Consider the following 24,106-nt stretch of genomic DNA (forward strand, 5'->3'; position numbering starts at 1 on the left):
ATGCACATTCATATTCTGGGTATCTGCGGCACCTTCATGGGGTCGATGGCGGTTCTGGCCAAAGAGCTGGGCCATCACGTGACGGGCTCCGATGCCAACGTCTATCCGCCGATGAGCACGCAATTGCAGGCACAGGGCATCGAGCTGACCCAGGGCTACGACCCGGCCCAGCTTGATCCAGCCCCCGACCTGGTGGTGATCGGCAATGCCATGTCCCGTGGCAACCCCGCTGTCGAATACGTGTTGAACAAGGGCCTGCCCTATGTTTCCGGTCCGCAGTGGCTGGCCGACCATGTGCTGCAAGGCCGTTGGGTCCTGGCCGTTGCCGGTACCCATGGCAAGACCACCACCAGCAGCATGCTGGCCTGGGTGCTGGAACACGCGGGCATGAGCCCGGGTTTCCTGATCGGCGGTGTGCCGCAGAATTTCTCGGTGTCGGCACGGCTGGGCGATACGCCGTTCTTCGTGATCGAGGCCGACGAGTACGACAGTGCTTTCTTCGACAAGCGCTCCAAGTTCGTCCACTACCGCCCGCGCACAGCGATCCTGAACAACCTGGAGTTCGATCACGCGGACATCTTCCCGGATCTGCCGGCTATCGAGCGACAATTCCACCATCTGGTGCGGACCATCCCGAGCGAAGGCCTGGTGATCCACCCGACCACCGAGCCGGCCCTCGGGCGGGTGATCGAAATGGGCTGCTGGACCCCGGTGCAGACCACCGGTGCCGGCGGTCAGTGGCAGGTCAAGCTGCTCAGTGAAGACGGCTCGCGTTTCGAGGTGATGTTCGACGGCGTGGCGCAAGGTGTGGTCGAGTGGGACATGACCGGCCAGCACAACGTCGCCAACGCCCTGGCTACACTGGCCGCCGCCCGCCATGTCGGCGTGGTGCCGGCCATGGGCATCGCGGCCCTGAGTGCCTTCAAGAGCGTGAAGCGGCGCATGGAAAAGGTCGCCGAAGTCCATGGCGTGACCCTCTATGACGACTTCGCCCACCACCCGACGGCCATTGCCACGACCCTCGACGGCTTGCGCAAGAAGGTCGGTGATGCGCTGGTGATTGCGATTATCGAGCCGCGCTCCAACTCCATGAAGCTCGGTGCCCACCGTGACGGCTTGCCGGACAGCGTGGTCCAGGCCGATCAGGTGATCTGGTATGCACCGGCTAATCTAGGCTGGGACCTGGGCGCGACCGCTGCCTTGTGCACTGTGCCATCGATTGTCAGTGACTCCCTCGACGGCATTATCGAACGGGTGAAAAGCCAGGCCAAACCCGGCACGCATGTGGTGATCATGAGCAACGGCGGCTTCGGCGGCCTGCACGGCAAGCTGGCCGAGGCCCTGCAGTGAGCGGCCCGGAACGCATCACCCTGGCGATGACCGGTGCGTCCGGCGCGCAGTACGGCTTGCGCCTGCTCGATTGCCTGGTGCGCGAGGACCGTGAGGTGCACTTCCTGATCTCCAAGGCCGCGCAGTTGGTGATGGCGACGGAGACGGATGTCACCTTGCCGCCCAAACCCCAGACGATGCAGGCCTTCCTCACTGAATACACCGGGGCGGAAGCGGGGCAGATCCGGGTCTATGGCAAGGAGGACTGGATGTCCCCCGTCGCCTCGGGTTCCGGTTCGCCGGCGGCGATGGTGGTGGTGCCGTGTTCCACCGGGACCTTGTCGGCCATCGCCACGGGCGCCTGCAACAACCTGATCGAACGGGCGGCGGATGTCACCTTGAAGGAGCGGCGGCAGTTGATCCTGGTGCCGCGTGAAGCGCCGTATTCGAGTATCCACCTGGAGAACATGCTCAAGCTGTCGAATATGGGCGTGACCATCCTGCCGGCGTCGCCGGGCTTTTATCACCAGCCGCAGACCATTGATGACCTGGTGGATTTTGTCGTGGCACGGATTCTCAATGTGCTGAACATCCCCCAGGACATGTTGCCGCGCTGGGGCGAGCATCATTTGAGCAGCGATGAGTAAGTCGCTGCTGTATCTGTTGCTGGCCGTGCAACTGGTGGGCTGTGCCACGGTGCGTACGCTGGACGCGGGCAAGACTGGCGCGCCGATCGTCTATTCGGGGACGCGGCTGGACCTGTATGCGATGCAGGGTGGATGCTGCGCCAGCGACCGTTTTGGCGCAGAGGCGCCGAGCTATCCGGGCGTCGACCTGCCGGCCAGTGCCTTGCTCGACACGCTGCTGTTGCCGCTGTCGGTGTTGACGGTATTGGGGGTTGGTTTTCAGGCAACGGGCGGGTTGTAGCATTGATTGGTGGCTTTGTGGCGCTGGGTTGTGTAGAGCTTGTGTGGGAGGGGGCTTGCCCCCGAAGAGGCCAGTGAGATCGCTAAAAGCTTCGGGGGCAAGCCCCCTCCCTGATGAATAAGCACTGCTCCACACAAGCACCGCTCACCACAAGGGGCCGGGCAGTCCGGTGAGTTATTTGCCCAATCGGCGCAACTCATCCGACTCGACGATCCGTACACCATCCTGCTCTTCCAGCGCCAGGCGCCACAGCGCCCGGGCCAGCTGGCACGCTTCGATCCCGCGATATTTGCCGGGAATCAATTTCGACAAGGGTCCCGCCAGCTGTTCGGCCAGGCGCGGTTCCGTGCGTTCGCCCAGCAACAGCGATGGCCGGGCGATGGTCAGTTGCGGCCAGTTCTGCGCCTTCAACGACTCTTCCATCTCGCCCTTGACCCGGCTGTAGAACACCTTGGATTTCGGGTTGGCATCAATCGCGCTGACCACGATCAGGTGCCGGGCGCCCATTTCCCGGGCGCGCTTGCCAAAGGCCACGACCATGTCATGGTCGATGGCGCGAAAGGCTTCTTCGGAGCCGGCGAGCTTGATGGTGGTGCCGAGGCAGCAGATGGCCAGGTCGACACGCCCGCTCAGTTGCGGCAGGAACACCGCCGGGTCGCCGACCGGGTTTTCCAGGTGGGGATGTTCCGCCAGGGGCCGCCGCGACGGGGCGAGTACGCGGCTGACCGTGGGCTCGTTGAGCAGGCGGTCGAGTAGATGTTCACCGGTCAGGCCGGTGGCTCCAGCGAGCAGGATGTGCTGAGGCGTCAAGTACATAAAATATCTCCCTTGATACGAATCAGCTTAGTTGCTCTTGGCTTCCTTGCTGTCCAGCGAAGCGCTTTGCAATGCTTTTCGTGCTTGTTGTTTGCGTAGTTGCTGCCAATGGGCCAGTACTCCCTTGGGCGCCCAGATCTGTGGTTCGGAGGCCTCGAAGTTATCGGCTTGTTCACGGTCGGCCACGTGGGCCTTGGCGAGGTTGAACGCTTGCTGCAAATCGTCGGTCTGGTTCAGGGCCTGGGCGAACAAGGCGTCGCCGAAGTAGGTGAAATCGGCCTCCTCGGAGCAGCCGAAGGACACCCTATCAGCCCGCGAGGCGGTCATGATTAAAGTTCTTTCATCTTTCAGGGCCGGTATGAAACCGCCGGAATAACAGGCCGAGATGACGATGATCTTGTCGCGATTCTTCAGCGGTGCCAGGGCCGAGGCCATTTCATCGGCCGGCAGGTCGGCCAGCTCCAGGCGCGGCTGGTCCAGCACCAGTTCGTGTTCGTGGGTGCCGTGGCTGGTCAGGTAGATGAAGATCAGGTCTTCCGGGCCGCTGCGCTCGGCCAGGGTCTGAGCGGCACGACGGAGGTTCTCGCGGGTGGCCATCGGCCGGTCGACCAGATGGTCGCGGTGGTTCACCAGGCTGATCTGGCCGTAGGCGCCAAAGCGCGTGGCGAGCATCTTGTTGACGTAGTCGGCTTCGCGCAGGAACACGCTCTGCTTGCCGTCGCCCGCCAGCACCAGGCTGTACAGTTCGATGGCCGGGGTGGAGGCGGGAACCGCGGCCAGGGCTTTCTCCAGCAACGATCCCTGGGCCAGCAGGCCCAGCTCCAGCGAGTCCGGCAGCAGCTTGCCGTCGGCATCGCGAACCCGTTGGCCATTGGCCCAGACACCGCTCTGCACGCTGCCGTCGGCCAGGGTCAGGATGCCGCGACCCTGGTAGGTATCGCTGGCGAACTCGCCGATATAGACACTGCCATCACCCAGGCTCAGGTGACCGAAGCCGGTAAAGCGCCACTCGCTGAACTCACCGCGATAGTGGCTGCCGTCGACGCCAATCAGTTCGCCCTTGCCATTGAGCACGCCGTCCTTGAACTCGCCGATCCAGACATCGCCGTCGGCGTTTTCATAGCGGCCCTTGCCGTTCAACTGGTTGTGTTTGAAGCCGCCGGCGTACTGGTCGCCTTCGGCGCTGTTGAATGTGCCGATGCCTTCCAACTGGCCGTTGACGAAACGCCCGGTGAACTGGTTGCCGCTCGAATCGCTGCGCTGGCCTTCGCCGTTGGGTTTGCCATGGGCGAACTGGCCCTGGTATTGGCTGCCGTCTTCCAGCTCCAGATGACCGAGGCCGGAATACTGGTCGTCCTTGAATTCGCCGCGGTAGGTCATGCCGGCTTCTTTGAGGGTGCCTTCGCCGTTGCGCCGCCCCAGCTTGAAACCACCGGTGTAGCTGCTGTCATGGGTGGTCAGGGTGCCCTGGCCATGGAACAGGCCTTGCTGGAACTGGCCCTTGTAGACCTCGCCATTGCTGCCGTGCCACTCGCCGTCGCCATGCCATTGGCCGTTGTCGAACTGACCGGCGTACCAGCTGCCGCTCGGGTAGTCGATGCGCCCCTGGCCTTGCAGCAGGCCATTGACCACTTCCCCGCGATAGCGGCCACCGTCCGGCAGACGCGCGTCCGGCGGTAATAGCGATTCGCCATCACCACAGGCGGCGAGCAGCAGGGTCAGAGCAAGGGGCACAAGTGGGCGCATAACGGGATCCGGGCAATTAGGGGACCGAGTATGCCGTAGCATTATGTTGTGTCTAGGGGGGAGAGCACGAAACAGTCGTGTCACTGTTTCGTGCCAGCACTCGGGCGCTACCTCAGACGAAGCAGAGCGACAGAGGTTCAGCGATGTAGGCGGGTTTTTCCTGGCCTTCGATTTCCAGGGTGGCGGTGGCCTTGAGCAGCCATTGGCCAGGCTTCTTCTCGGTGACCTCGGTCAGTTCGACCTTGAGGCGCACCCGCGAGTCGACTTTCACCGGCTGGATGAAGCGCACGCTGTCGAGGCCGTAGTTGACCACCATCTTCAGGCCTTCGGGCAGCACAAGGATGTCTTCCATCAGCTTGGGCATCAGCGACAGCGAGAGGAAACCATGGGCAATGGTGCTGCCGAACGGCGTTTGCGCGGCCTTGACCGGGTCGACGTGGATGAACTGATAATCGCCGGTGGCTTCCGCGAACAGGTTGATGCGCTCCTGGTCGATGGTGAGCCATTCGGAACGTCCCAGTTCCTTGCCGACATAGTCGTTGAGTTGCGCTACGGGTACATAGGGCATTGAGCCTCTCCTTGGTCTATCAGATTCTTTCAGGCCTTGGGTTGCAGCCCTTGGCATCCACTGTAGATCATCACGGCACTCGTGCCCGGTCAAGCCACCATGGTTTTGGCGAATGCCGCCGTATCGGCGTGCTTATAATGGGCCGGGTTATCGGGGAAGAATCCAAGGGAGTGTCTGATGTTGCTACGCGGCCTGACCTGGCTGGTGCTGTTTCAGTTGCTTGGCACGGCGATCAATCATTTGTGTGTGCCGATGTTGCCGGGGCCGATCATCGGCTTGCTGCTGTTGCTGGCGTTCCTGATGGTGCGCGGCGAAGTGGGCGCGCCGTTGAGCGAGGCGGCCAGCAGCCTGTTGCGCTATCTGCCGTTGCTGCTGGTGCCGCCGGCCGTGGGCGTGATGGTCTATGCCACGGAGATCGCGGCGAACTTCTGGGCGATCGCCGGTTCGCTGCTGCTCTCGGTGCTGATCTCCATGGCCCTGGCCGGCCTGTTGATGAACTGGCTGGTGCAGCGCAAGGACCGGCGGGAGGGCAAGCCATGACGCTCGACTGGCAAGGCGCCTGGGCTGCGGTGATTCACCATCCGCTGTTCGGTATCGGGATTACCCTGGGCGCCTATCAACTGGTGCTGGCCGGGTTCGAGAAAACCCGCTGGATCTTCCTGCAGCCGGTGCTGGCGTCGATGGCGTTGGTGGTCGGCGTCCTGCTGCTGTGCGACCTGAGCTATGCCGAGTACCGCAAGAGCACCGAAATCCTCAGTATCCTGCTCGGCCCGGCGACGGTCGCGCTGGCGGTACCGCTGTTCCTCAACCTGCGGCGGATCCGGCAGTTGTTCTGGCCGATTTTTACTACGCTGGTGATTGGCGGGGTGATCGCCACCGGGCTGTGTGTCCTGCTGGGTTGGCTGTTCGGTGCCGATCACCGGATGTTGATGACCATGGCGCCGAAATCGGTGACTTCGCCGATCGCCATGCTGGTGGCCGAGCAGATCGGTGGTGTGGCAGCCTTGGCGGCGGTCTTCGTGCTGATCACCGGCGTGATCGGCGCCATCGCCGGGCCGAGTATGTTGACGCGCCTGGGTGTTCACCGTCCCGAGGCCCGTGGCATGGCGCTGGGCATGACCGCCCACGCGGTGGGCACCTCGGTGGCCTTGCGGGAAAGTGACGAATGCGGTGCCTTCGCGGCGCTGGCGATGAGTTTGATGGGCGTGGCCACGGCGGTATTGTTACCGCTGGTCGTGACATGGCTGGTTTAAGGAAACCTTTATGACCCTGGCGCTGTTTCCCCTGAACACCGTGCTGTTCCCCGGCTGCACCCTCGACCTGCAGATTTTCGAGGCGCGCTACCTGGATATGATCAGTCGCTGCATGAAGCAAGGCAGCGGCTTTGGCGTGGTGTGCATCCTGGAGGGGGAAGAAGTCGGGCGTGCGCCGGAGGGTTTTGCCCGGGTCGGCTGTGAAGCGCTGATCCGCGACTTCCAGCAACAGGACAATGGCCTGCTGGGCATCCGCGTGGAAGGCGGGCGACGCTTCCGCGTGCTGGCCAGCGAGCTGCAGAAGGACAACCTGACCGTCGCCGACGTCGAGTGGCTGGACGAAATTCCCGAGCAGCCGTTGCAGGATGAGGACGAGGACCTGGTGGCCCTGCTCAAGGCCCTGGCCGAACACCCGATGGTGGCGGCCTTGAACATGGGTACCGAAGCCACCGGGCAGCAGTCGCTGGCGAACCAGCTGGCTTACCTGCTGCCGTTTTCCGACCTGGACAAGATCGATCTGCTGGAACTCGACGATCCGCAGCAGCGGCTGGACGCGATCCAGGCCCTGCTCGACGAGTTGCAGGGCGAACTGTTCGCCTGAACGGGTGACACCGCTCTATCTAGTAGGCATACCGCAGCATCTGGTGCTGCACATGCCATAACGCGTGAAATCCATACAGTGCCACGGCCGCCGGCAGGATCAGCCACCAGGCCCGCGGCGGCATGGCGGTAAGCGGCATATAGCGCTGGCTGAGGGTCAGGCTGGCCGCCAGCACGGCAATAGCCAGCAGTGCTCCGGCGAGGATATCGGTCGGCCAGTGCGCGCCGAGATAGACCCGCGACAAGGCCACCGCAAAGGCCGGCAGGCAGCCCAGCAGCAGCCAGGTCACGCGCATCCGTGGCGGCTGGTCGCGACCGGCCAGTACGGCGAGCATCAGGAAGAACGCGAACGATCCCGAACTGTGGCCGCTGGGCATGCTGTAGCTGGTGATCGGATCGGTCAGGACTTCCGGACGCATACGCGCGAACAGGTGCTTGGTGACGGTGTTGCCACAGGCGGTGACGGCCAGGGTGGCGCCGAAAAACAGTGCATGTCGCCATTGGCGGGCGAGAAACAGCAGGATCGTGAGCACCGCCGCGACGGTGAACTGGGTGCGGAAGTCGCCCAGGCGGGTGATGATCACGGCGACAAAGTCGAGGCTGCTGTCGCGGTGTTCCTGGACCAGCGTCATCAGGCCCTGGTCGAAGGCCTGCAGGTGCGGGTAGCCGAAGAACAGGCTGACCAGCAGGGCCAGGCTCAGGGCCGAAATCAGGATCGTCGCCTTCGGATGACGCTTGAGGCTGCAATGGATGCACAGTCCGATCAGTGCCGCCAGGCCGGCCGCGACCACGGCGGTCTGTGGCCAGAAGCCCTCGGGCAATGGCAGGCGAAAGGCTGCGCCGGTGGCCCAGCCGGGCAGCAAGTAGGCGACGGACCAGCCGGCGGCGGCAATCAGGCTGACACCGATGAACCGTGGCAGCGGCATGTCGCACATGCCGGCGATCATCGGCAGCATCGGCCGTAGCGGGCCGATAAAGCGCCCGACCAGCAGGCTGGCGATCCCGTAGCGCTGGAAATAGGACTCGGCGCCGCTCATCCACTCCGGATGCTGGCGCAGGCCCGGCAAGCGCCGGATGTTCTGGTGAAAGCGCCGGCCTAGGGCGTAGGACAGCCCATCGCCGAGCAGGCCGCCGAGGAAACCCAGCAGCAGGGTTTCGCCCAGGGTCAGGGCGCCACTGCCGGCCAGTACGGCAATGGCGAACAGCAGCACGGTGCCAGGGACGATGATGCCGGCAATGGCCAGGCATTCGACACAGGCAATGACGAACACGGCCACGCCGAGCCATTGCGGATTAGTCGTCAACCAGCCGGTGATGCTATCGAGCCATGGGCCCATGGGGGATTTCCTTGATCAGGCCAAACAAAAAAACAGTCGGCATTACGCTTATTACTGTAGGAGCCCGGCTTGCCGGCGATGACGGCCGCTCAGGCGATGCAAGGCTCACCGGCCTCATCGCCGGCAAGCCGGACTCCTACAGGTCTTGTGAAACCGTGTGGTAATCGCGGCCTTCGACCTGACCGCGTCGCAGCGGGTTGCGCGTGCAATACGGGGCATAGGCGGCGTCGACGAAGCGGTACATCAGGTGCTCGTCCCGGCCCAGGGGGATGCCCAGGCGGGTGGTCTGGATGATCTGCGCCGGCCGGTTGCCGACATCCTCGACAAACAGCCGCTGCAGGTCGAAGCGCTTGGCATCCCAGGCCGGAACCTTCAGGCCCAGCGCCTGGCACAGTAGGGTCTGGCCGGCGCAGAGCTTCTGCGAAGGCCGGGCGGCGCCGTTGGCGTCGGGGTTGTTGAGGAGCATCTGCGCCAGGCTGGCTGGTCCCGACAGATCGTCGACCCAGGGATAGGCGGATTTGATCAGGACCGCGTTGCCCGGCCCATGGGCACTGAAGTTCAGCGAGTCGCCGCCCCGGGAGTAGTACATATAGATGTGCCCGCCATCCAGAAACAAAGCCTTACGCTTTTCTGTATAGCCGAGGGAGGCGTGGCTGCCTTTTTCCTCGAAGTAATAGGCTTCGGTCTCTATGATGCGCGCCGCGAGCCACAGATCGCCGACGCGATGGCGTATGACTTTTCCCAGCAGTTCGCGGGCGAGCAGTTGCGCGTCGCGGTCGAAAAAGGCATCGGGCAGGGCGTTCGGCAGGGGCGGGGGTGTCAGGTTGGACATCGTTCCTGAAAGGCATTCAAGGTTGGTCGGAGGCCAATCATACCGATTTTGCCCTTAATCCAAGCTGAATGGCGGCTATTTGTGCCCGATTTCGACCATCCGCCCGGCACCGCTGTCCGTCAGCCAGTGTGACAGCTATAATCGGCCGCTTTCCTCTTTGCCAAGACCCCCTTAGACCATGACTGAGTCCGTTCTTGACTACATGACCCGCCTGGGTCGCGCAGCCCGCGAGGCTTCCCGCGTGATCGGCCGTGCCAGCACCGCGCAGAAGAACCGCGCGCTGCATGCCGCCGCCGCCGCGCTGGACGCTGCCCGCGACGAGCTGGGCGCGGCCAACGAGCTCGACCTGGCCGCTGCCCGCGCCAATGGTCTGGAGCCGGCGCTGGTCGAGCGTCTGGAACTGACCCCGGCACGGATCGACGGCATGATCGTCGGCTTGCGCCAGGTGGCGAGCCTGTCGGACCCGGTCGGGGCGATTCGGGACATGAGCTACCGGCCGTCGGGTATTCAGGTCGGCAAGATGCGCGTGCCGCTGGGTGTCGTGGGGATCATCTACGAATCGCGCCCGAACGTGACCATCGATGCTGCCAGCCTGTGCCTCAAGTCCGGCAATGCCACCATCCTGCGTGGCGGTTCCGAGGCGATTCACTCCAATCGCGCCATCGCTACCTGCATCCAGCGCGGCCTCGACGAGGCCGGTCTGCCGGCAGCGGTGGTGCAGGTGGTGGAAGTCACCGACCGTGCCGCCGTCGGCGCGCTGATCAGCATGCCCGAGTACGTCGACGTGATCGTTCCCCGTGGCGGCAAGGGCCTGATCGAGCGGGTCAGTCGTGACGCGCGGGTGCCGGTGATCAAGCACCTGGACGGCATCTGCCACGTCTACGTCAGCGCCCATGCCGACCTGGCCAAGGCCCGCCGTATCGCCTTCAACGCCAAGACCTATCGCTACGGTATCTGCGGCGCCATGGAAACCCTGCTGGTGGACCAGGCCGTTGCCGCCGAATTCCTTCCGGCCATGGCCGAGCAGTTCCGCGCCAAGGGCGTCGAGCTGCGGGGGTGTGAACGCACCCGCGCGATCATCGAGGCGGTCGCGGCGACGGAAGCCGACTGGAATACCGAATACCTGGCGCCGATCCTGTCGATCCGTGTCGTCGACGGGCTGGACATGGCCGTCGAGCACATCAACGGTTACGGTTCTCATCACACCGACTCGATCGTCACTGAAAACCTGGCCGAATCCCGGCGTTTCCTGGCCGAAGTCGACTCCAGCTCGGTGATGCTCAACACCCCGACCTGCTTCGCCGACGGTTTCGAATACGGATTGGGTGCCGAGATCGGCATTTCTACTGATAAGCTGCACGCCCGCGGACCGGTGGGTCTGGAAGGCCTGACCTGCGAGAAGTACATCGTGGTCGGCGACGGGCAGTTGCGTGGTCAGGAGTCGGTCTGACTTGGTCGATAAACGCCAGTCAGCCGCCATGACCGTTCGCGAAGTTCCACCTCGGCGCATCGGTGTGCTCGGTGGAACCTTCGACCCGGTGCACATCGGCCATTTGCGCAGTGCCCTGGAAGTCGCGGAATTGATGGAACTCGATGAGTTGCGCCTGACGCCCAGCGCCAGGCCGCCCCATCGGGATACGCCGCAGGTTTCGGCGGTCGATCGTCTGGCGATGGTCGATTGCGCGGTGGCCGGCGTCTCGCCGCTGGTGGTCGATGATCGCGAGCTGCAACGGGACAAGCCGTCCTACACTATCGACACCCTGGAACTCATGCGGGCCGAGTTGGCCGCCGAGGACCAGTTGTTTCTGTTACTGGGCTGGGACGCATTTTGCGGCCTGCCCACGTGGCATCGCTGGGAGGAGTTGCTCCAGCATTGCCATATCCTGGTGCTGCAACGCCCGGATGCCGACAGCGAACCGCCGGATGCCTTGCGCAACCTGCTGGCCGCGCGGTCGGTCAGCGACCCGAAGGCCCTGCCGGGGCCTGGCGGGCACATTACATTCGTCTGGCAGACGCCCCTCGCGGTGTCGGCCACCCAGATCCGTCAACTGCTGGCCAGCGGTAAGTCGGTACGTTACCTGGTGCCTGACGCGGTCCTGGCCTATATCGATGCGCACGGGCTGTACCGTGCGTCGAACTGAAAAGGCGCGCTTGAAAGCACGGACAGCCGTGTAGTGAAGCGCCCGAACATACGAGCAAAACGAGTTTTATATGACGAACAACGACGTAAACAAAGTAAAGCGTAAAGGCACGTTCAAGAGTGCTCCGCTGCCGGAGAAAGTCCTCAGCGGTGAGCCCCTCAAGGGCGAAGAGCTGGTCAAGATCGCCGTGGCGGCCCTGGAAGACGTCAAGGCCCAGGACATCCTGGTCATCGACGTTCGCGAAAAGCAGAGCATCACCGACTTCATGATCATCGCCACCGGTACGTCCAACCGCCAGATCGGCGCGATGCTGGACAAGGTCCGCGAAGCGGTCAAGGCCCTGGGCGTCAAGCCGCTGGGTGAAGAAGGCAAGGGCGACAGCGATTGGGTCCTGTTGGACATGGATGACGTGATCGTCCACATGATGACCGCCAGCGCCCGTCAGTTCTACGACCTGGAGCGTCTGTGGCAGGGTGCCGAGCAGAGCCGTTCGGCCAGCGCCGCACACCACAGCCCGGAAAACACCCATGAGCATTTCATCAAGCTCAACAAAGACCAGGAATAAGGTGCGGTTGTGCGCCTGCGCCTGATTGCTGTCGGTTCCCGCATGCCCAAGTGGGTGGAAGAAGGCTGGCATGAATATGCCAAGCGCCTGCCATCCGAACTGGCGCTGGAACTGGTGGAAATACCGCTCAATACCCGGGGCAAGAATGCCGACGTGACACGCTTTATCCGTCAGGAAGGCGAGGCCATGCTGGCCAAGGTCGGTCCCAACGAGCGTATCGTCACGCTGGAAGTCCATGGCAAGCCGTGGAGCACCGAGCAGTTGGCGGTCGAGCTGGATCGCTGGCGGCTGGATTCGCGCACGGTCAACTTCATGGTCGGCGGCCCCGAGGGGCTGGCGCCGGAAGTCTGTGCGCGGGCCGATCAGCGCTGGTCGCTGTCGCCGCTGACCTTGCCGCATCCGCTGGTGCGGATTCTGATCGGTGAACAGCTGTATCGCGCCTGGACCGTGCTGTCCGGGCACCCTTACCACAAATAAGCCTGCCGAATGACCCAGCCGATCCGCCTCAAGGACCACGAGAAAGACGCCCGTCTGGTGCGTAACCGTGTCGTGGTCGGCGCAGTCGTGGTCGTGCTGCTTATTTGCGTGCTGATCGCCCGCCTGTATTTCCTGCAGGTGATCCAGTACGACTACCACTCGACCCTGTCGGAAAACAACCGTGTCCATGTGCAGTCGATCCCGCCGCCCCGCGGCCTGATCTATGACCGTAATGGCGTGGTGGTGGCCGATAACCGGCCGAGCTTCAGCCTGAGCATGACCCGCGAGCGATCCGGCGATTGGCAGCAGGTCCTCGATGTGATCGTCGACGTCCTGCAACTGACGCCCGAGGACCGCGTGCTCTTCGAGAAACGCATGCGCCAGGGGCGCCGGCCATTCGAGCCGGTGCCGATCCTGTTCGAGCTGACCGAAGAGCAGATCGCGCGGGTGGCGGTGAACCAGTTCCGCCTGCCGGGCGTCGAGGTGGTCGCCCAATTGGTTCGCCACTATCCACAGGGCGCGCACTTCGCGCATTCGGTGGGCTACATGGGGCGCATCAACGAGAAAGAGGCGAAAATCCTCGACGCGGTGAACTACAGCGGCACCCACCATATCGGCAAGACCGGCATCGAGCGCTTCTATGAAGCGGAGTTGCACGGCCAGGTCGGTTACGAGGAAGTCGAGACCAACGCCCGCGGGCGCATCCTGCGGGTGCTCAAGCGCACCGATCCGGTACCGGGCAAGGACATTGTCCTGAGCCTGGACATCAAGCTGCAGGAAGCCGCCGAGGAAGCCCTCGGCGGCCGGCGTGGCGCGGTGGTGGCGCTGGACCCGAATACTGGCGAGGTACTGGCGATGGTCAGCCAGCCGAGCTTCGACCCGAACCTGTTTGTCACCGGTATCAGTTTCAAGGCCTACGCCGAACTGCGCGACTCCATCGACCGCCCTCTGTTCAACCGGGTCTTGCGCGGCCTGTATCCGCCGGGCTCGACCATCAAGCCGGCGGTGGCAATCGCCGGCCTCGACAGCGGCGTGGTCAATGCCTCGACGCGGGTTTTCGACCCCGGTTACTACGAACTGCCGAACTACGACCACAAATACCGCAACTGGAACCGCACCGGTGACGGCTGGGTCGACCTGGACACGGCCATCATGCGTTCCAACGACACTTACTTCTACGATCTGGCCCACAAGCTGGGGATCGACCGGTTGTCGTCCTACATGAACAAGTTCGGCCTGGGGCAGAAGGTGTCCCTGGACATGTTCGAGGAATCGCCGGGGCTGATGCCATCGCGCGAGTGGAAACGCACCACGCGCCGCCAGGCCTGGTTCCCCGGCGAGACACTGATCCTCGGCATCGGCCAGGGCTACATGCAGGCGACGCCGCTGCAACTGGCCCAGGCCACGGCGCTGGTGGCGAACAAGGGCGTGTGGAATCGTCCGCACCTGGCGAAGACCATCGAAGGGCAGAAGCCGCTGGATGAAAACCCGATGGCGGATATCGTCCTGCGCAACCCGTCCGACTGGGACAAGGTCAGCCATGGTATGCAACAAGTGATGCACGGCGCCCGGGGCACCGCGCGCAAGGCGGCGATCGGCTCGCAGTACCTGATCGCCGGCAAGAGCGGCACGGCCCAGGTCGTGGCGATCAAGCAGGGTGAGAAGTACGATCGCTCGAAAGTCCAGGAACGCCATCGTGACCATGCCCTGTTCGTCGGCTTTGCCCCGGCCAACAATCCGAAGATCGCCGTGGCGGTGATGGTCGAGAACGGTGAGTCCGGCTCCGGCGTCGCGGCACCGGTGGTCCGCCAGGTGATGGACGCCTGGTTGCTCGGCCCGGATGGCCGGATCAAACCTGAATACGCTGGCACCACTACCGCGGAGGCTACGCCTTGATCGCCAATTTCGATCGCATCCTCTCCAGTGAGGATGTGATGCGCCGCCGGGCCACGCTGTTGCAGCGCATGCACATCGATGGCCCGCTGCTGGTCCTGCTGCTGACCCTGGCGGCCGGCAGCCTGTTCGTCCTGTATTCGGCCAGCGGCAAAAGCTGGGACCTGCTGATCAAGCAGGCGACTTCCTTCGGCATCGGCCTGGTATCGATGTTTGTCATCGCCCAGCTCGAGCCGCGCTTCATGGCCCGCTGGGTGCCGCTGGCCTACGTGCTGGGGGTGATGCTGCTGGTGGTGGTGGATGTCATGGGCCACAACGCCATGGGCGCCACGCGCTGGATCAACATTCCCGGGGTGATTCGCTTCCAGCCGTCGGAATTCATGAAGATCCTGATGCCGGCGACCATCGCCTGGTACCTGTCCAAGCGCACGCTGCCGCCGCAACTCAAGCACGTCGGTATCAGCCTGATGCTGATCGGCGTGCCGTTTATCCTGATCGTACGCCAGCCCGACCTCGGCACCTCGTTGCTGGTCCTGGCCGGCGGTGCCTTCGTGCTGTTCATGGGCGGCCTGCGCTGGCGCTGGATCCTCAGCGTGCTGGCGGCGGCGGTCCCGGTGGCGGTCGGCATGTGGTTCTTCATCATGCACGACTACCAGAAGCAACGGATCCTGACTTTCCTCGATCCGGAAAGCGATCCGCTGGGCACCGGCTGGAACATCATCCAGTCCAAGGCCGCCATCGGTTCCGGCGGCGTGTTCGGCAAGGGCTGGCTGCTGGGCACCCAGTCGCACCTGGACTTCCTGCCGGAGAGCCACACCGACTTCATCATCGCGGTCATGGGCGAAGAGTTCGGCCTGGTGGGCATCTGTGCCCTGCTGCTGATCTACCTGCTGCTGATCGGCCGGGGGCTGGTGATCACCGCCCAGGCCCAGACCCTGTTCGGCAAGCTGCTCGCGGGCAGCCTGACCATGACATTTTTTGTTTATGTTTTCGTCAACATCGGTATGGTCAGTGGCCTGTTGCCGGTGGTGGGCGTGCCGTTGCCATTCATTAGCTATGGCGGAACTTCGCTGGTGACGCTGCTGTCAGCGTTTGGGGTTTTGATGTCGATCCATACCCACCGCAAGTGGATCGCACAGGTTTGATTAAGGTGAAGAATTCAATGCAAGTGATGCGCGGCTGGGCGGCTCGATGCGCTCCATGGATGAGCCTTGTCGGCTGCCTGGGGGCGGCGCAGAGTGCGCTGGCCGGTGATTACGAAGGATCACCGCAAGTGGCCGAATTCGTCGGTGAAATGACCCGCGATTACGGTTTCGCCGGCGAACAACTGATGGAAGTGTTCCGCCAGGCAGAGCGCAAGCAGAGCATTCTCGATGCGATTTCCCGTCCGGCCGAGCGGGTCAAGCCATGGAAGGAATACCGGCCGATGTTCCTCACCGATGCCCGGGTCGCCCGCGGTGTCGACTTCTGGCGCCAGCATGAGGCGGCCCTGGCCCGCGCCGAGCAGGAATACGGCGTGCCGGCCCAGGTGATCGTGTCGATCATCGGCGTGGAGACCTTTTTTGGTCGCAACACCGGCAACTACCGGGTGATCGACGCCTTGTCGACCCTGGGTTTCGACTATCCGCCGCGTGCCGAGTTTTTCCGCAAGGAACTGCGCGAGTTTCTGCTGCTGGCCCGCGAGGAACAGCTCGATCCCCTCAGCCTCAAGGGCTCCTACGCCGGGGCGATGGGGCTGCCGCAGTTCATGCCGAGCAGTTTCCGCGCCTATGCGGTGGACTTCGACGGTACCGGCCATATCAATATCTGGACCAACGCCGACGATGCCATCGGCAGCGTTGCCAGCTACTTCAAGCGACATGGCTGGGTGGCCGGCGAGCCGGTGGTCAGTCGCGCCGACGTGCGTGGCGACCTGGTCGACCAGGGTTTGAGCCCGGGCATCGATCCGGTGAAGACCGTTGGGGAGTTGCGGGCGCTGGGCTGGTCGAGTCATGATGCGCTGCGCGATGATATGCCGGTCACGGCATTTCGCCTGGAAGGCGACAATGGCCCTGAATACTGGATGGGCCTGAAGAATTTTTATGCGATCACGCGCTATAACCGCAGCGTAATGTACGCCATGGCCGTGCATCAGCTGTCTGACCTGTTGGTCCAAGCACGGGGCGTCAAGTAATGCAGGCTTTGCCGATTCAAAAACCACTGAAACTGCTGGCTTACACCGCGTTGGCGGTGCTGGTGGTCAGTTGTTCGACCAGCCGCTCGCCTTATCAGTCGTCGTCTTCCAATGCCATTCGCGCCAAGCCGGGGCTGGACATCAACCGGGCCCACAAGGACGGCGCGCCTTGGTGGGACGTGGATGTGTCGCGGATTCCCGACGCCACGCCGACCCTGCACACCGGTGCCTACAAGGCCAACCCTTACACCGTGCTGGGCAAGACCTACTTCCCGCTGCCGGACTCGAAGAACTATGTCGCCCAGGGCACGGCCTCGTGGTACGGCACCAAGTTCCATGGCCAGAACACCGCCAATGGCGAGGTCTATGACCTGTACGGCATGAGTGCCGCGCACAAGACCCTGCCGCTGCCCAGCTATGTGCGGGTGACCAACCTGGACAACAACCGCAGCGTGATCCTGCGGGTGAACGACCGTGGGCCGTTCTATTCGGACCGGATCATCGACCTGTCCTACGCCGCCGCCAAGAAGCTCGGTTACGCCGAGATCGGTACGGCGCGGGTCAAGGTCGAAGGCATCGATCCGCAGCAATGGTGGGCCCAGCGTGGTCGCCCGGCGCCGCTGATGCTCAACGAGCCGCAAGTGGCACAGGCCTCCGCACCTGCTCTGACCGCGTCCACCGGGACCATCGAGCAGTGGACGCCACCGCCGCAACAACACGCGACCGACGTTGTCCCTGTACAGGCCGATGCAAAAAAAAACGGTTCTGTACCAGCCTCTGGCCAGTATCTCCAGGTGGGCGCCTTCGCGAACCCGGACGCTGCCGAACTGCTGAGATCGAAGCTAAGCTCGATGGTCAAGGCGCCGGTGTTCGTCAGTTCGATCGTGCGCAACCAGCAGACGCTGCACCGGGTGCGGATGGGGCCGATCGGCACGCCGGATGAAGTGCAGCAGGTACAGAACAGCGTCCGCCTGGCCAATCTCGGTTCGCCGAGTCTGGTGACGTCGGAGTAACACAGGCACAATTATGGATTCGGTCGCGTCCCAAGGGTCGGGTCCTGGTTGTTGGTTCGTCTGATAATAAAAGCCTCAAGGGCGCTTGAAAACGTAGCGAGCGAAGGCAAGACAAGGCAAAAGCAGGCGAGGAAGCGGAGTTTACTGCTGTAAATGAGCATTCCAAGCCTGCTTTTAACGCCGTATTGCCGAGCGCAGTAGTTTTCATGTGCCCTTGTAAAGGGGGGGCGCGAGCAACCTGACACGGGGCAGCCGTTGGCTGTCTGATTAGTTTTGCCCGCAAGGGCAAGTTTCCATTAGCGATTTCGAGAGACGGATGAACATCACCACCTTTGCCAAACGTTTGTGCCTGCTTGTGCCGTTGATCATTGCGCCCGCCGCCTGGGCCGCCGATGACATGGCTTTGCCGGCTTCGCCGCAACTCGCCGCCAAAGCCTATGTGCTCATGGATGCCGCCAGCGGCAACGTGCTGGTCGAGAACAACGGCGACCAGCGCCTGCCACCGGCCAGCCTGACCAAGCTGATGACCGCCTACATTGCGACCCTGGAAATCCGTCGCGGCCAGATCGGCGAGAACGATCCGGTGACCGTCAGTGAGAACGCCTGGCGTACCGGCGGTTCGCGGATGTTCATCAAGGTCGGCTCGCAGGTCACCGTCAGCGACCTGCTGCACGGGATCATCATCCAGTCCGGCAACGACGCCAGCGTTGCGCTGTCCGAACACATCGCCGGCAGCGAAGACGCCTTTGCCGACATGATGAACAAGACCGCCGCCGACCTGGGCATGACCAACAGCCACTTCATGAACCCGACCGGCCTGCCGAACCCGGAGCACTACTCGTCGCCTCACGACATGGCGGTATTGGCTCGCGCGATCATCCGCGTCGACCCGGTGCATTACGCGATCTACTCGCAGAAGGAATTCTTCTGGAACGGTATCAAGCAGCCCAACCGCAACCTGCTGCTGTGGCGTGACAAGACCGTTGACGGCCTGAAGACCGGCCACACCGAAGAGGCCGGCTACTGCATGGTGTCCTCGGCGGTCCGTGACGGCCAGCGCCTGATCGCGGTGGTGTTCGGTACCAACAGCGAATCGGCCCGTGCATCCGAGACCCAGAAGCTGCTGACCTACGGTTTCCGTTTCTTCGAAACCCAGACCTTCTACCAGAAGGGCACCGAACTGGCCCAGGCGCCGGTCTGGAAAGGCACTACCCACCAGATCAAGGCCGGCCTGGCCGAAGACCTGACCATGACCATGCCTAAAGGTCAGCTGAAAAAGCTTGCCGCCAGCATGACCATCAACCCGAAACTGGTCGCTCCTATCGCCAAGGGTGACGTGATCGGTAAAGTGGAAGTCAAACTGGATGACAAGGTCGTTCACAGTGCCGATCTGATCGCGCTGGAAGCGGTCGAGGAAGGTGGTATCTTCCGTCGCCTGTGGGATAGCATCCGCATGTTCTTCTACGGCATGTTCAACTGAAGCACCTTGAACACGTAGCCATGTGAACAAGCAGCAATTTGAACAAATAGTGTCGATTTACGTACCTCGCGCCTGACCCGGGCGCGAGGTATGTCCGTTGCCTGGGCTTACGAGGCCGTTATTGTCATGACAGACACTGAAGTAAAAGCGCCGAAAATCGAATTCCCCGTCACCGACTATCCGGTCAAGGTGATCAGTGACACGGGTGTGGGCAACAAGGACAAGATCGTCGAGATCGTCAGGAAACACGCGACGATCAACGACAACCGGGTGGACGAACGCCAGAGCACCAATGGCAAGTACACCACGATCCAGCTGCACATCGTCGCCACCGACCAGGACCAGCTGTACAACATCAACAGCGAGTTGCGGGCCACCGGCTTCGTGCACATGGTGCTGTGATGGCGGATGTGCTGGGCTTTCGCGAGCTCGGCCAGACCGCTTACGAGCCGGTCTGGCATGCGATGCAGCGATTCACCGACGGACGCAAGTCCGCAGAATTTCCCGATGAAGTCTGGCTGGTGCAGCACCCGTCGGTCTTCACCCAGGGTCAGGCCGGCAAGGCCGAGCACCTGCTGCTGCCGGGCGATATTCCGGTGGTCAAGGTCGATCGCGGCGGCCAAGTGACATATCATGGGCCTGGCCAACTGGTGGCTTATCTGTTGCTGGACGTTCGCCGCCTCGGTTTTGGCGTACGCGAACTGGTCAGCCGGATGGAGCGCTGCCTGATCGAATTGCTGGCCAGCTACGGTGTGAATGCCGAAGCCAAGGCCGACGCCCCCGGGGTTTATGTCAATGGCGCGAAAATCGCCTCCCTGGGCCTGCGGATTCGCAACGGTTGTTCCTTCCATGGCCTGGCGTTGAACGTCGACATGGACCTGGAGCCGTTTCGGCGGATTAACCCCTGCGGTTATGCGGGGCTGGCGATGACCCAGCTGCGCGACCACACAGGACCGATTGAATTTGCCGAGGTAAGTGCCCGGCTGCGCGCGCAGCTCGTCAAACACCTCGACTATGCTGAGCAGACGACCCTAACGGGCGGAATCGATTGATATGACTACTGCGCAAGACGCTGTGCAAACCCTGATCCCGACGCTGGATGTTTCCGAGCGCCCGGCCCGTGCGAAAGTCGAAACCGGCGTCAAGCTGCGTGGCGCCGAGAAGGTGGCGCGGATTCCGGTGAAGATCATCCCGACCACCGAGCTGCCGAAGAAGCCGGACTGGATTCGCGTACGTATCCCGGTGTCGCCGGAAGTCGACCGCATCAAGCAATTGCTGCGCAAGCACAAGCTGCACAGCGTCTGTGAAGAAGCGTCCTGCCCGAACCTGGGCGAGTGCTTCAGCGGTGGCACCGCGACCTTCATGATCATGGGCGATATCTGCACCCGTCGTTGCCCGTTCTGCGACGTCGGCCACGGCCGGCCGAAACCTCTCGACGTCAACGAGCCGCAAAGCCTGGCCATCGCCATTGCCGACCTGCGCCTGAAGTACGTGGTGATCACCTCCGTGGACCGCGACGACCTGCGTGACGGCGGTGCCCAGCACTTCGCCGACTGCATCCGCGAGATCCGCAAGCTGTCGCCGAACGTGCAGCTCGAGACCCTGGTCCCGGACTATCGCGGACGCATGGACATCGCGCTGGAAATCACCGCCGCCGAGCCGCCGGATGTGTTCAACCACAACCTGGAAACCGTGCCGCGCCTGTACAAGGCCGCGCGTCCGGGCTCCGACTACCAGTGGTCGCTGACCCTGCTGCAACGCTTCAAGCAGATGATGCCGCACATTCCGACCAAGTCCGGCCTGATGCTCGGCCTGGGCGAGACCGACGAGGAAGTCATCGAAGTCATGAAGCGCATGCGCGAACACGACATCGATATGCTGACCCTCGGCCAGTACCTGCAGCCGTCCCGCAGCCACCTGCCGGTGCAGCGTTTCGTGCACCCGGACACCTTCGCCTGGTTCGCCGAGGAAGGTTACAAGATGGGCTTCAAGAACGTCGCTTCGGGCCCGCTGGTGCGTTCCTCGTACCACGCCGACGAGCAGGCCAAGTTGGTCAAGGCTGAACTGATCGGGGCGTAAGGGATGAGCAGTCGTCGACCCGTGCAGGCGCCCTATCCGGTCCAGAGTGCGGTTTCGGCGCTGCCCGGAGGCGGGGTGATCGGCTTGATCGCTCCCGCCGGCCCCGTGGCCCTTGACCCGCTCAAGGCCCAGCAGTGGGCGCAGGCTCGTGGTTACGAGCTGCGGATATTTCCTGGTGTCTTGCAACGGGACGGCTACCTTGCCGGCACCGATGAGGTTCGCCTGCAGGATCTGCACGACGCTTTTGCCGATCCTGAAATCGATGCCATCCTCTGTCTGCGCGGCGGCTACGGTTGCCCGCGACTGCTGGACAAGATCGATTACGATCTGCTCAAAAAACATCCAAAGATTCTGGTGGGATACAGCGATATCACCGCGCTGCACCTGGCGATTGCGCGTTATGCCGGATTCATGACGTTTCACGGGCCGATGTTCAATATCGACCTGCTGGGGGACAAGCAGCCACCCACGGAGTCTTCACTCCTCAATCTGCTGACCGGGCACGTCCGGGCCGGCGATGTACTCCAGCATCCCGACGCTTATCCGCTGACTACTGTCATCCCTGGCGTTGCTTCCGGGCTTCTGCAGGGCGGCAATCTGTCGTTGATCTGCGCGAGCCTGGGCACTGCTTACGAGATCGATACCGATGGCGTGATCCTGCTGATCGAGGACGTCAACGAGCCGCTGTACCGGGTGGACCGGCTGCTGACCCACCTGCGCCTGGCCGGCAAGCTGGAAGGCCTCAAAGGCGTGCTGGTGGGGGATTTCGCCGGCGTCGACGCCGATGCGCTGGCGCGCCTGCTCAAACAGGAACTGGGGGCGTTGGGTATTCCGGTACTGGCGGGTTGGCGCAGCGGGCATTGCGACCCGAACCTGACGCTGCCGTTGGGGGCTCAGGTGCGCCTGGATGCTGATGCCCGGCAGCTTGTCCTGGAGCAGGACGTGGTGCTGATCGCGTAAGTCCGGTCGCCTGTTCAGCGGCCCGGCCCGCTCCCACGGTGTTCGAGTGGTGCCGGGTATTGCGGGCCTTGCAAAACCTGTGGGAGGGGGCTTGCCCCCGAAGCTTTTGGCGGTCTTGAGGGCCCGGCTGATCTATCGGTTGCGCAAGCTCTCCAGCAGCTTGTGGGTCGGATACCCATCCGCCGGCCAGCCCAGCGACTGCTGTGCGCTGCGGATCGCCTTGCGGGTATTGGCTCCGATGATCCCATCGGGATTGCCCGCGTCGTAACCGTTGGCGCTGAGTACCGTCTGCAACTCCATCCGTTCGCTACGACTCAGCGGCAGGTCGTCTTTCGGCCAGCTCCCGCGAATCACGCCACCGCTGTTGAAACGCTGGGACAGCAGGCCGACGGCCAGGCCATAGGACGATGAGTTGTTGTACTTGAGGATGGCGCGGAAGTTGTCGAGCACCAGGAAACCCGGTCCACGATAGCCTGCCGGCAGCAGCAGCGAGGCCGACAGCGACGCGGCGCCATAGGGCAGGGCGGCCCCTGGAGGGAGCTGCACACCCATCTGCAGCCACTCGCTCACCGGCTTGCGAATGGCACCGTCCGCCAGGGCGTAGTCGAACCCGGTCGGCAGCGTGACTTCAAATCCCCAGGGCTGGCCTTTCTGCCAGCCGGAGCTTTGCAGGTAGTTGGCGGTCGAGGCCAGGGCGTCGGCGGAATCGTTCCAGATATCGCGACGACCGTCCCCGTCGAAATCCACCGCATAGCTGTTGTAGGTGGTCGGGATGAACTGGGTCTGGCCCATGGCCCCGGCCCAGGAGCCGAGCATCTGTTCCGGCAGGATGTCGCCATGCTGGATGATCTGCAGTGCCGCGAGCAGCTGGCTCTGGGCGAAACCCGGACGGCGGCCTTCATAGGCCAGGGTCGCCAGCGAGCGGATCACCGATTTGTCGCCCTGGAACTGGCCGAAATTGCTTTCCATGCCCCACACGGCGACCAGTGCTTCGCGGTCGACGCCATAACGTTGCTCGATGCTTTGCAGCAGAGCGCTGTTCTGGACCAGCAGCGACTGGCCCTTGCGCACGCGCAGTGCCGAGAGCGCGCCGTCGAGGTATTCCCACACCGGCCGGGTGAATTCCGGTTGGCTGCGGTCGGCCTTGATCACGCTCATGTCTGGGGTGACGCCGGCAAAGGCGGTGTCAAAGGTGCTGGCCGTGATACCGGCGCGCAAGGCCTCGGCGCGGAAGGCGGCTTGCCAGTCATCGAAGCTCTGGGCGGGTTGGATGCTCAACGGGTCATTGGCGGGCTGTGGCGCAGGAACGGGAGCGGGAGCCGCGGGCAGTGTCTGGAGCGGCTGGGCGTCGGCGGCGGTGGGCTTTTCCGCACAGGCGACGAGCAGGATGAAGCTGGTGGCGGCGAACAGTCGGCGCAACGGCCAACGGAGGGTGAGACTAAAGGGCATGCGCGGGTCCGGAGAATGCGAATCAGGTGCTGACCTTATCATGCCTGAGGGGGGCAGGTCGTGATGACACTTTTACGCAGCCAGAAAGTCAGAAGCCTCCCAGCTTTTAGACTGGAAGGCTTCGCGGCGGTAGCTGCCTTTGCCCTTGGCGGGTTGTTCCTGATGGCTTCGGAACAGTGGCTGGGCGATGATCGATTTGGCTTTGTTGTGGCGGCGCCGGGACGGCTTGCTCATGATGCTGCACTCTTGATGGGGTGAAAGAGGACGAATCATCAGGCAGATTTCCGGTGCTGTCCAGTGGGGGCATTTGGCGATCATGGAGAGCATCTGCATCAATGCTGCGCGCGCCGCCTCCCCCTGTAGGGGCCGGCTTGCCGGCGATGGCGTTCGGACAGGCACCCGATGAATCAAGGGCCCCATCGCCGGCAAGCCGGCTCCTACAGGGTTTGTGCTTCACCGCAAAGGCGT

The 24,106-nt window shown here is 63.1% G+C and carries 26 protein-coding genes; 19 read left to right on the forward strand and 7 right to left on the reverse strand.

The annotated features are described in order from the left end of the window. From mpl to HX851_RS27240, 3 genes are read left to right on the forward strand one after another with little or no spacing between them, the layout of a single operon-like run. Positions 1 to 1,350, forward strand: a complete 1,350-nt coding sequence (gene mpl, locus HX851_RS27230; RefSeq protein ID WP_177066104.1) for a UDP-N-acetylmuramate:L-alanyl-gamma-D-glutamyl-meso-diaminopimelate ligase — start codon at positions 1 to 3, stop codon at positions 1,348 to 1,350. Next, complete coding sequence (ubiX, locus tag HX851_RS27235; protein WP_177062861.1) at positions 1,347 to 1,976, forward strand: flavin prenyltransferase UbiX; 630 nt, start codon at positions 1,347 to 1,349, stop codon at positions 1,974 to 1,976. Before mpl ends, ubiX begins: the two co-directional genes overlap by 4 nt. Next, positions 1,969 to 2,256 (forward strand): YceK/YidQ family lipoprotein, encoded by a 288-nt coding sequence (locus tag HX851_RS27240; protein ID WP_177062862.1) that lies wholly within the window; start codon positions 1,969 to 1,971, stop codon positions 2,254 to 2,256. The genes ubiX and HX851_RS27240 overlap by 8 nt, the downstream gene beginning before the upstream one ends. Positions 2,257 to 2,430: 174 nt before the next feature. Here the strand turns inward: HX851_RS27240 and HX851_RS27245 are convergent, their stop codons facing one another. The 3 genes from HX851_RS27245 to HX851_RS27255 form a co-directional block, all read right to left on the reverse strand. After that, complete coding sequence (locus HX851_RS27245; RefSeq protein WP_177062863.1) at positions 2,431 to 3,072, reverse strand: oxidoreductase; 642 nt, start codon at positions 3,070 to 3,072, stop codon at positions 2,431 to 2,433. A 27-nt stretch (positions 3,073 to 3,099) separates the two neighbouring features. Next, entirely contained in the window at positions 3,100 to 4,818 is a 1,719-nt protein-coding gene (locus HX851_RS27250) for a C13 family peptidase (RefSeq protein WP_177062864.1), read from the reverse strand. Positions 4,819 to 4,930: 112 nt separating this feature from the next. Next, on the reverse strand, positions 4,931 to 5,386 hold the full coding sequence (locus tag HX851_RS27255) for a MaoC family dehydratase (RefSeq protein ID WP_177062865.1): 456 nt from the start codon (positions 5,384 to 5,386) through the stop codon (positions 4,931 to 4,933). Between the two features lie 177 nt (positions 5,387 to 5,563). Between HX851_RS27255 and HX851_RS27260 the strand changes: the two genes are divergently transcribed. From HX851_RS27260 to HX851_RS27270, 3 genes are read left to right on the forward strand one after another with little or no spacing between them, the layout of a single operon-like run. Further along, a complete protein-coding gene (locus tag HX851_RS27260) occupies positions 5,564 to 5,926 on the forward strand; it encodes a CidA/LrgA family protein (RefSeq protein ID WP_177062866.1) in 363 nt (120 codons plus the stop codon). Next, positions 5,923 to 6,639 carry an LrgB family protein gene (locus tag HX851_RS27265; protein ID WP_177066103.1) on the forward strand — a complete coding sequence of 239 codons (717 nt, stop codon included), beginning with the start codon at positions 5,923 to 5,925 and terminating at the stop codon, positions 6,637 to 6,639. Before HX851_RS27260 ends, HX851_RS27265 begins: the two co-directional genes overlap by 4 nt. A 10-nt stretch (positions 6,640 to 6,649) precedes the next feature. After that, complete coding sequence (locus tag HX851_RS27270; RefSeq protein WP_177062868.1) at positions 6,650 to 7,240, forward strand: LON peptidase substrate-binding domain-containing protein; 591 nt, start codon at positions 6,650 to 6,652, stop codon at positions 7,238 to 7,240. Positions 7,241 to 7,259: 19 nt separating this feature from the next. On the opposite strand, the gene HX851_RS27275 is transcribed toward HX851_RS27270, so the two are convergent. Together HX851_RS27275 and HX851_RS27280 are read right to left on the reverse strand one after the other, a co-directional pair. Further along, positions 7,260 to 8,576, reverse strand: a complete 1,317-nt coding sequence (locus tag HX851_RS27275) for a bifunctional DedA family/phosphatase PAP2 family protein (RefSeq protein WP_177066102.1) — start codon at positions 8,574 to 8,576, stop codon at positions 7,260 to 7,262. Between the two features lie 136 nt (positions 8,577 to 8,712). Continuing rightward, on the reverse strand, positions 8,713 to 9,408 hold the full coding sequence (locus HX851_RS27280) for a DNA-3-methyladenine glycosylase (RefSeq protein WP_177062870.1): 696 nt from the start codon (positions 9,406 to 9,408) through the stop codon (positions 8,713 to 8,715). Between the two features lie 178 nt (positions 9,409 to 9,586). Between HX851_RS27280 and HX851_RS27285 the strand changes: the two genes are divergently transcribed. The 13 genes from HX851_RS27285 to HX851_RS27345 all read left to right on the forward strand — a co-directional run bounded on the left by HX851_RS27285 (position 9,587) and on the right by HX851_RS27345 (position 22,189). After that, positions 9,587 to 10,858, forward strand: coding sequence for a glutamate-5-semialdehyde dehydrogenase (locus tag HX851_RS27285; protein ID WP_177066101.1), 1,272 nt, complete (start codon positions 9,587 to 9,589; stop codon positions 10,856 to 10,858). Positions 10,859 to 10,886: 28 nt separating this feature from the next. Then, positions 10,887 to 11,549: a nicotinate-nucleotide adenylyltransferase gene (nadD, locus tag HX851_RS27290; protein WP_177062958.1), complete on the forward strand. Its 663-nt coding sequence runs from the start codon at positions 10,887 to 10,889 to the stop codon at positions 11,547 to 11,549. Between the two features lie 70 nt (positions 11,550 to 11,619). Beyond that, positions 11,620 to 12,114 (forward strand): ribosome silencing factor, encoded by a 495-nt coding sequence (gene rsfS / locus HX851_RS27295; protein WP_177062872.1) that lies wholly within the window; start codon positions 11,620 to 11,622, stop codon positions 12,112 to 12,114. Positions 12,115 to 12,123: 9 nt separating this feature from the next. Beyond that, the gene (rlmH, locus tag HX851_RS27300) at positions 12,124 to 12,591 is read left to right on the forward strand and encodes a 23S rRNA (pseudouridine(1915)-N(3))-methyltransferase RlmH (protein WP_040071182.1); all 468 of its coding nucleotides are present in this window, start codon (positions 12,124 to 12,126) and stop codon (positions 12,589 to 12,591) included. Between the two features lie 9 nt (positions 12,592 to 12,600). Then, positions 12,601 to 14,487 (forward strand): penicillin-binding protein 2, encoded by a 1,887-nt coding sequence (gene mrdA, locus HX851_RS27305; protein WP_177062873.1) that lies wholly within the window; start codon positions 12,601 to 12,603, stop codon positions 14,485 to 14,487. Between the two features lie 38 nt (positions 14,488 to 14,525). Then, entirely contained in the window at positions 14,526 to 15,629 is a 1,104-nt protein-coding gene (gene rodA, locus HX851_RS27310; protein WP_042934380.1) for a rod shape-determining protein RodA, read from the forward strand. Positions 15,630 to 15,646: 17 nt separating this feature from the next. Next, positions 15,647 to 16,657, forward strand: coding sequence for a lytic murein transglycosylase B (gene mltB, locus HX851_RS27315; protein ID WP_042934202.1), 1,011 nt, complete (start codon positions 15,647 to 15,649; stop codon positions 16,655 to 16,657). Further along, the gene (locus tag HX851_RS27320; protein WP_177066100.1) at positions 16,657 to 17,670 is read left to right on the forward strand and encodes a septal ring lytic transglycosylase RlpA family protein; all 1,014 of its coding nucleotides are present in this window, start codon (positions 16,657 to 16,659) and stop codon (positions 17,668 to 17,670) included. The genes mltB and HX851_RS27320 overlap by 1 nt, the downstream gene beginning before the upstream one ends. A 316-nt stretch (positions 17,671 to 17,986) precedes the next feature. Next, positions 17,987 to 19,150, forward strand: a complete 1,164-nt coding sequence (locus tag HX851_RS27325) for a D-alanyl-D-alanine carboxypeptidase family protein (RefSeq protein ID WP_177062875.1) — start codon at positions 17,987 to 17,989, stop codon at positions 19,148 to 19,150. Between the two features lie 126 nt (positions 19,151 to 19,276). After that, on the forward strand, positions 19,277 to 19,552 hold the full coding sequence (locus HX851_RS27330) for a DUF493 domain-containing protein (RefSeq protein ID WP_042934383.1): 276 nt from the start codon (positions 19,277 to 19,279) through the stop codon (positions 19,550 to 19,552). Beyond that, positions 19,552 to 20,202: a lipoyl(octanoyl) transferase LipB gene (lipB, locus tag HX851_RS27335; protein ID WP_177062877.1), complete on the forward strand. Its 651-nt coding sequence runs from the start codon at positions 19,552 to 19,554 to the stop codon at positions 20,200 to 20,202. The genes HX851_RS27330 and lipB overlap by 1 nt, the downstream gene beginning before the upstream one ends. A gap of 1 nt (position 20,203) precedes the next feature. Then, positions 20,204 to 21,229 (forward strand): lipoyl synthase, encoded by a 1,026-nt coding sequence (lipA, locus tag HX851_RS27340; RefSeq protein ID WP_256262571.1) that lies wholly within the window; start codon positions 20,204 to 20,206, stop codon positions 21,227 to 21,229. A gap of 3 nt (positions 21,230 to 21,232) precedes the next feature. Then, positions 21,233 to 22,189 carry a S66 peptidase family protein gene (locus HX851_RS27345; RefSeq protein WP_177062878.1) on the forward strand — a complete coding sequence of 319 codons (957 nt, stop codon included), beginning with the start codon at positions 21,233 to 21,235 and terminating at the stop codon, positions 22,187 to 22,189. A gap of 132 nt (positions 22,190 to 22,321) precedes the next feature. On the opposite strand, the gene HX851_RS27350 is transcribed toward HX851_RS27345, so the two are convergent. Next, complete coding sequence (locus HX851_RS27350; RefSeq protein ID WP_177066099.1) at positions 22,322 to 23,638, reverse strand: lytic murein transglycosylase; 1,317 nt, start codon at positions 23,636 to 23,638, stop codon at positions 22,322 to 22,324. Between the two features lie 72 nt (positions 23,639 to 23,710). Then, a complete protein-coding gene (gene arfA, locus HX851_RS27355) occupies positions 23,711 to 23,872 on the reverse strand; it encodes an alternative ribosome rescue factor ArfA (protein ID WP_177062880.1) in 162 nt (53 codons plus the stop codon). Between the last annotated feature and the right edge of the window lie 234 nt (positions 23,873 to 24,106).

Origin of the sequence: Pseudomonas gingeri, assembly GCF_013385635.1 — a bacterium.
Taxonomy (GTDB): Bacteria; Pseudomonadota; Gammaproteobacteria; order Pseudomonadales; family Pseudomonadaceae; genus Aquipseudomonas; species Aquipseudomonas gingeri_A.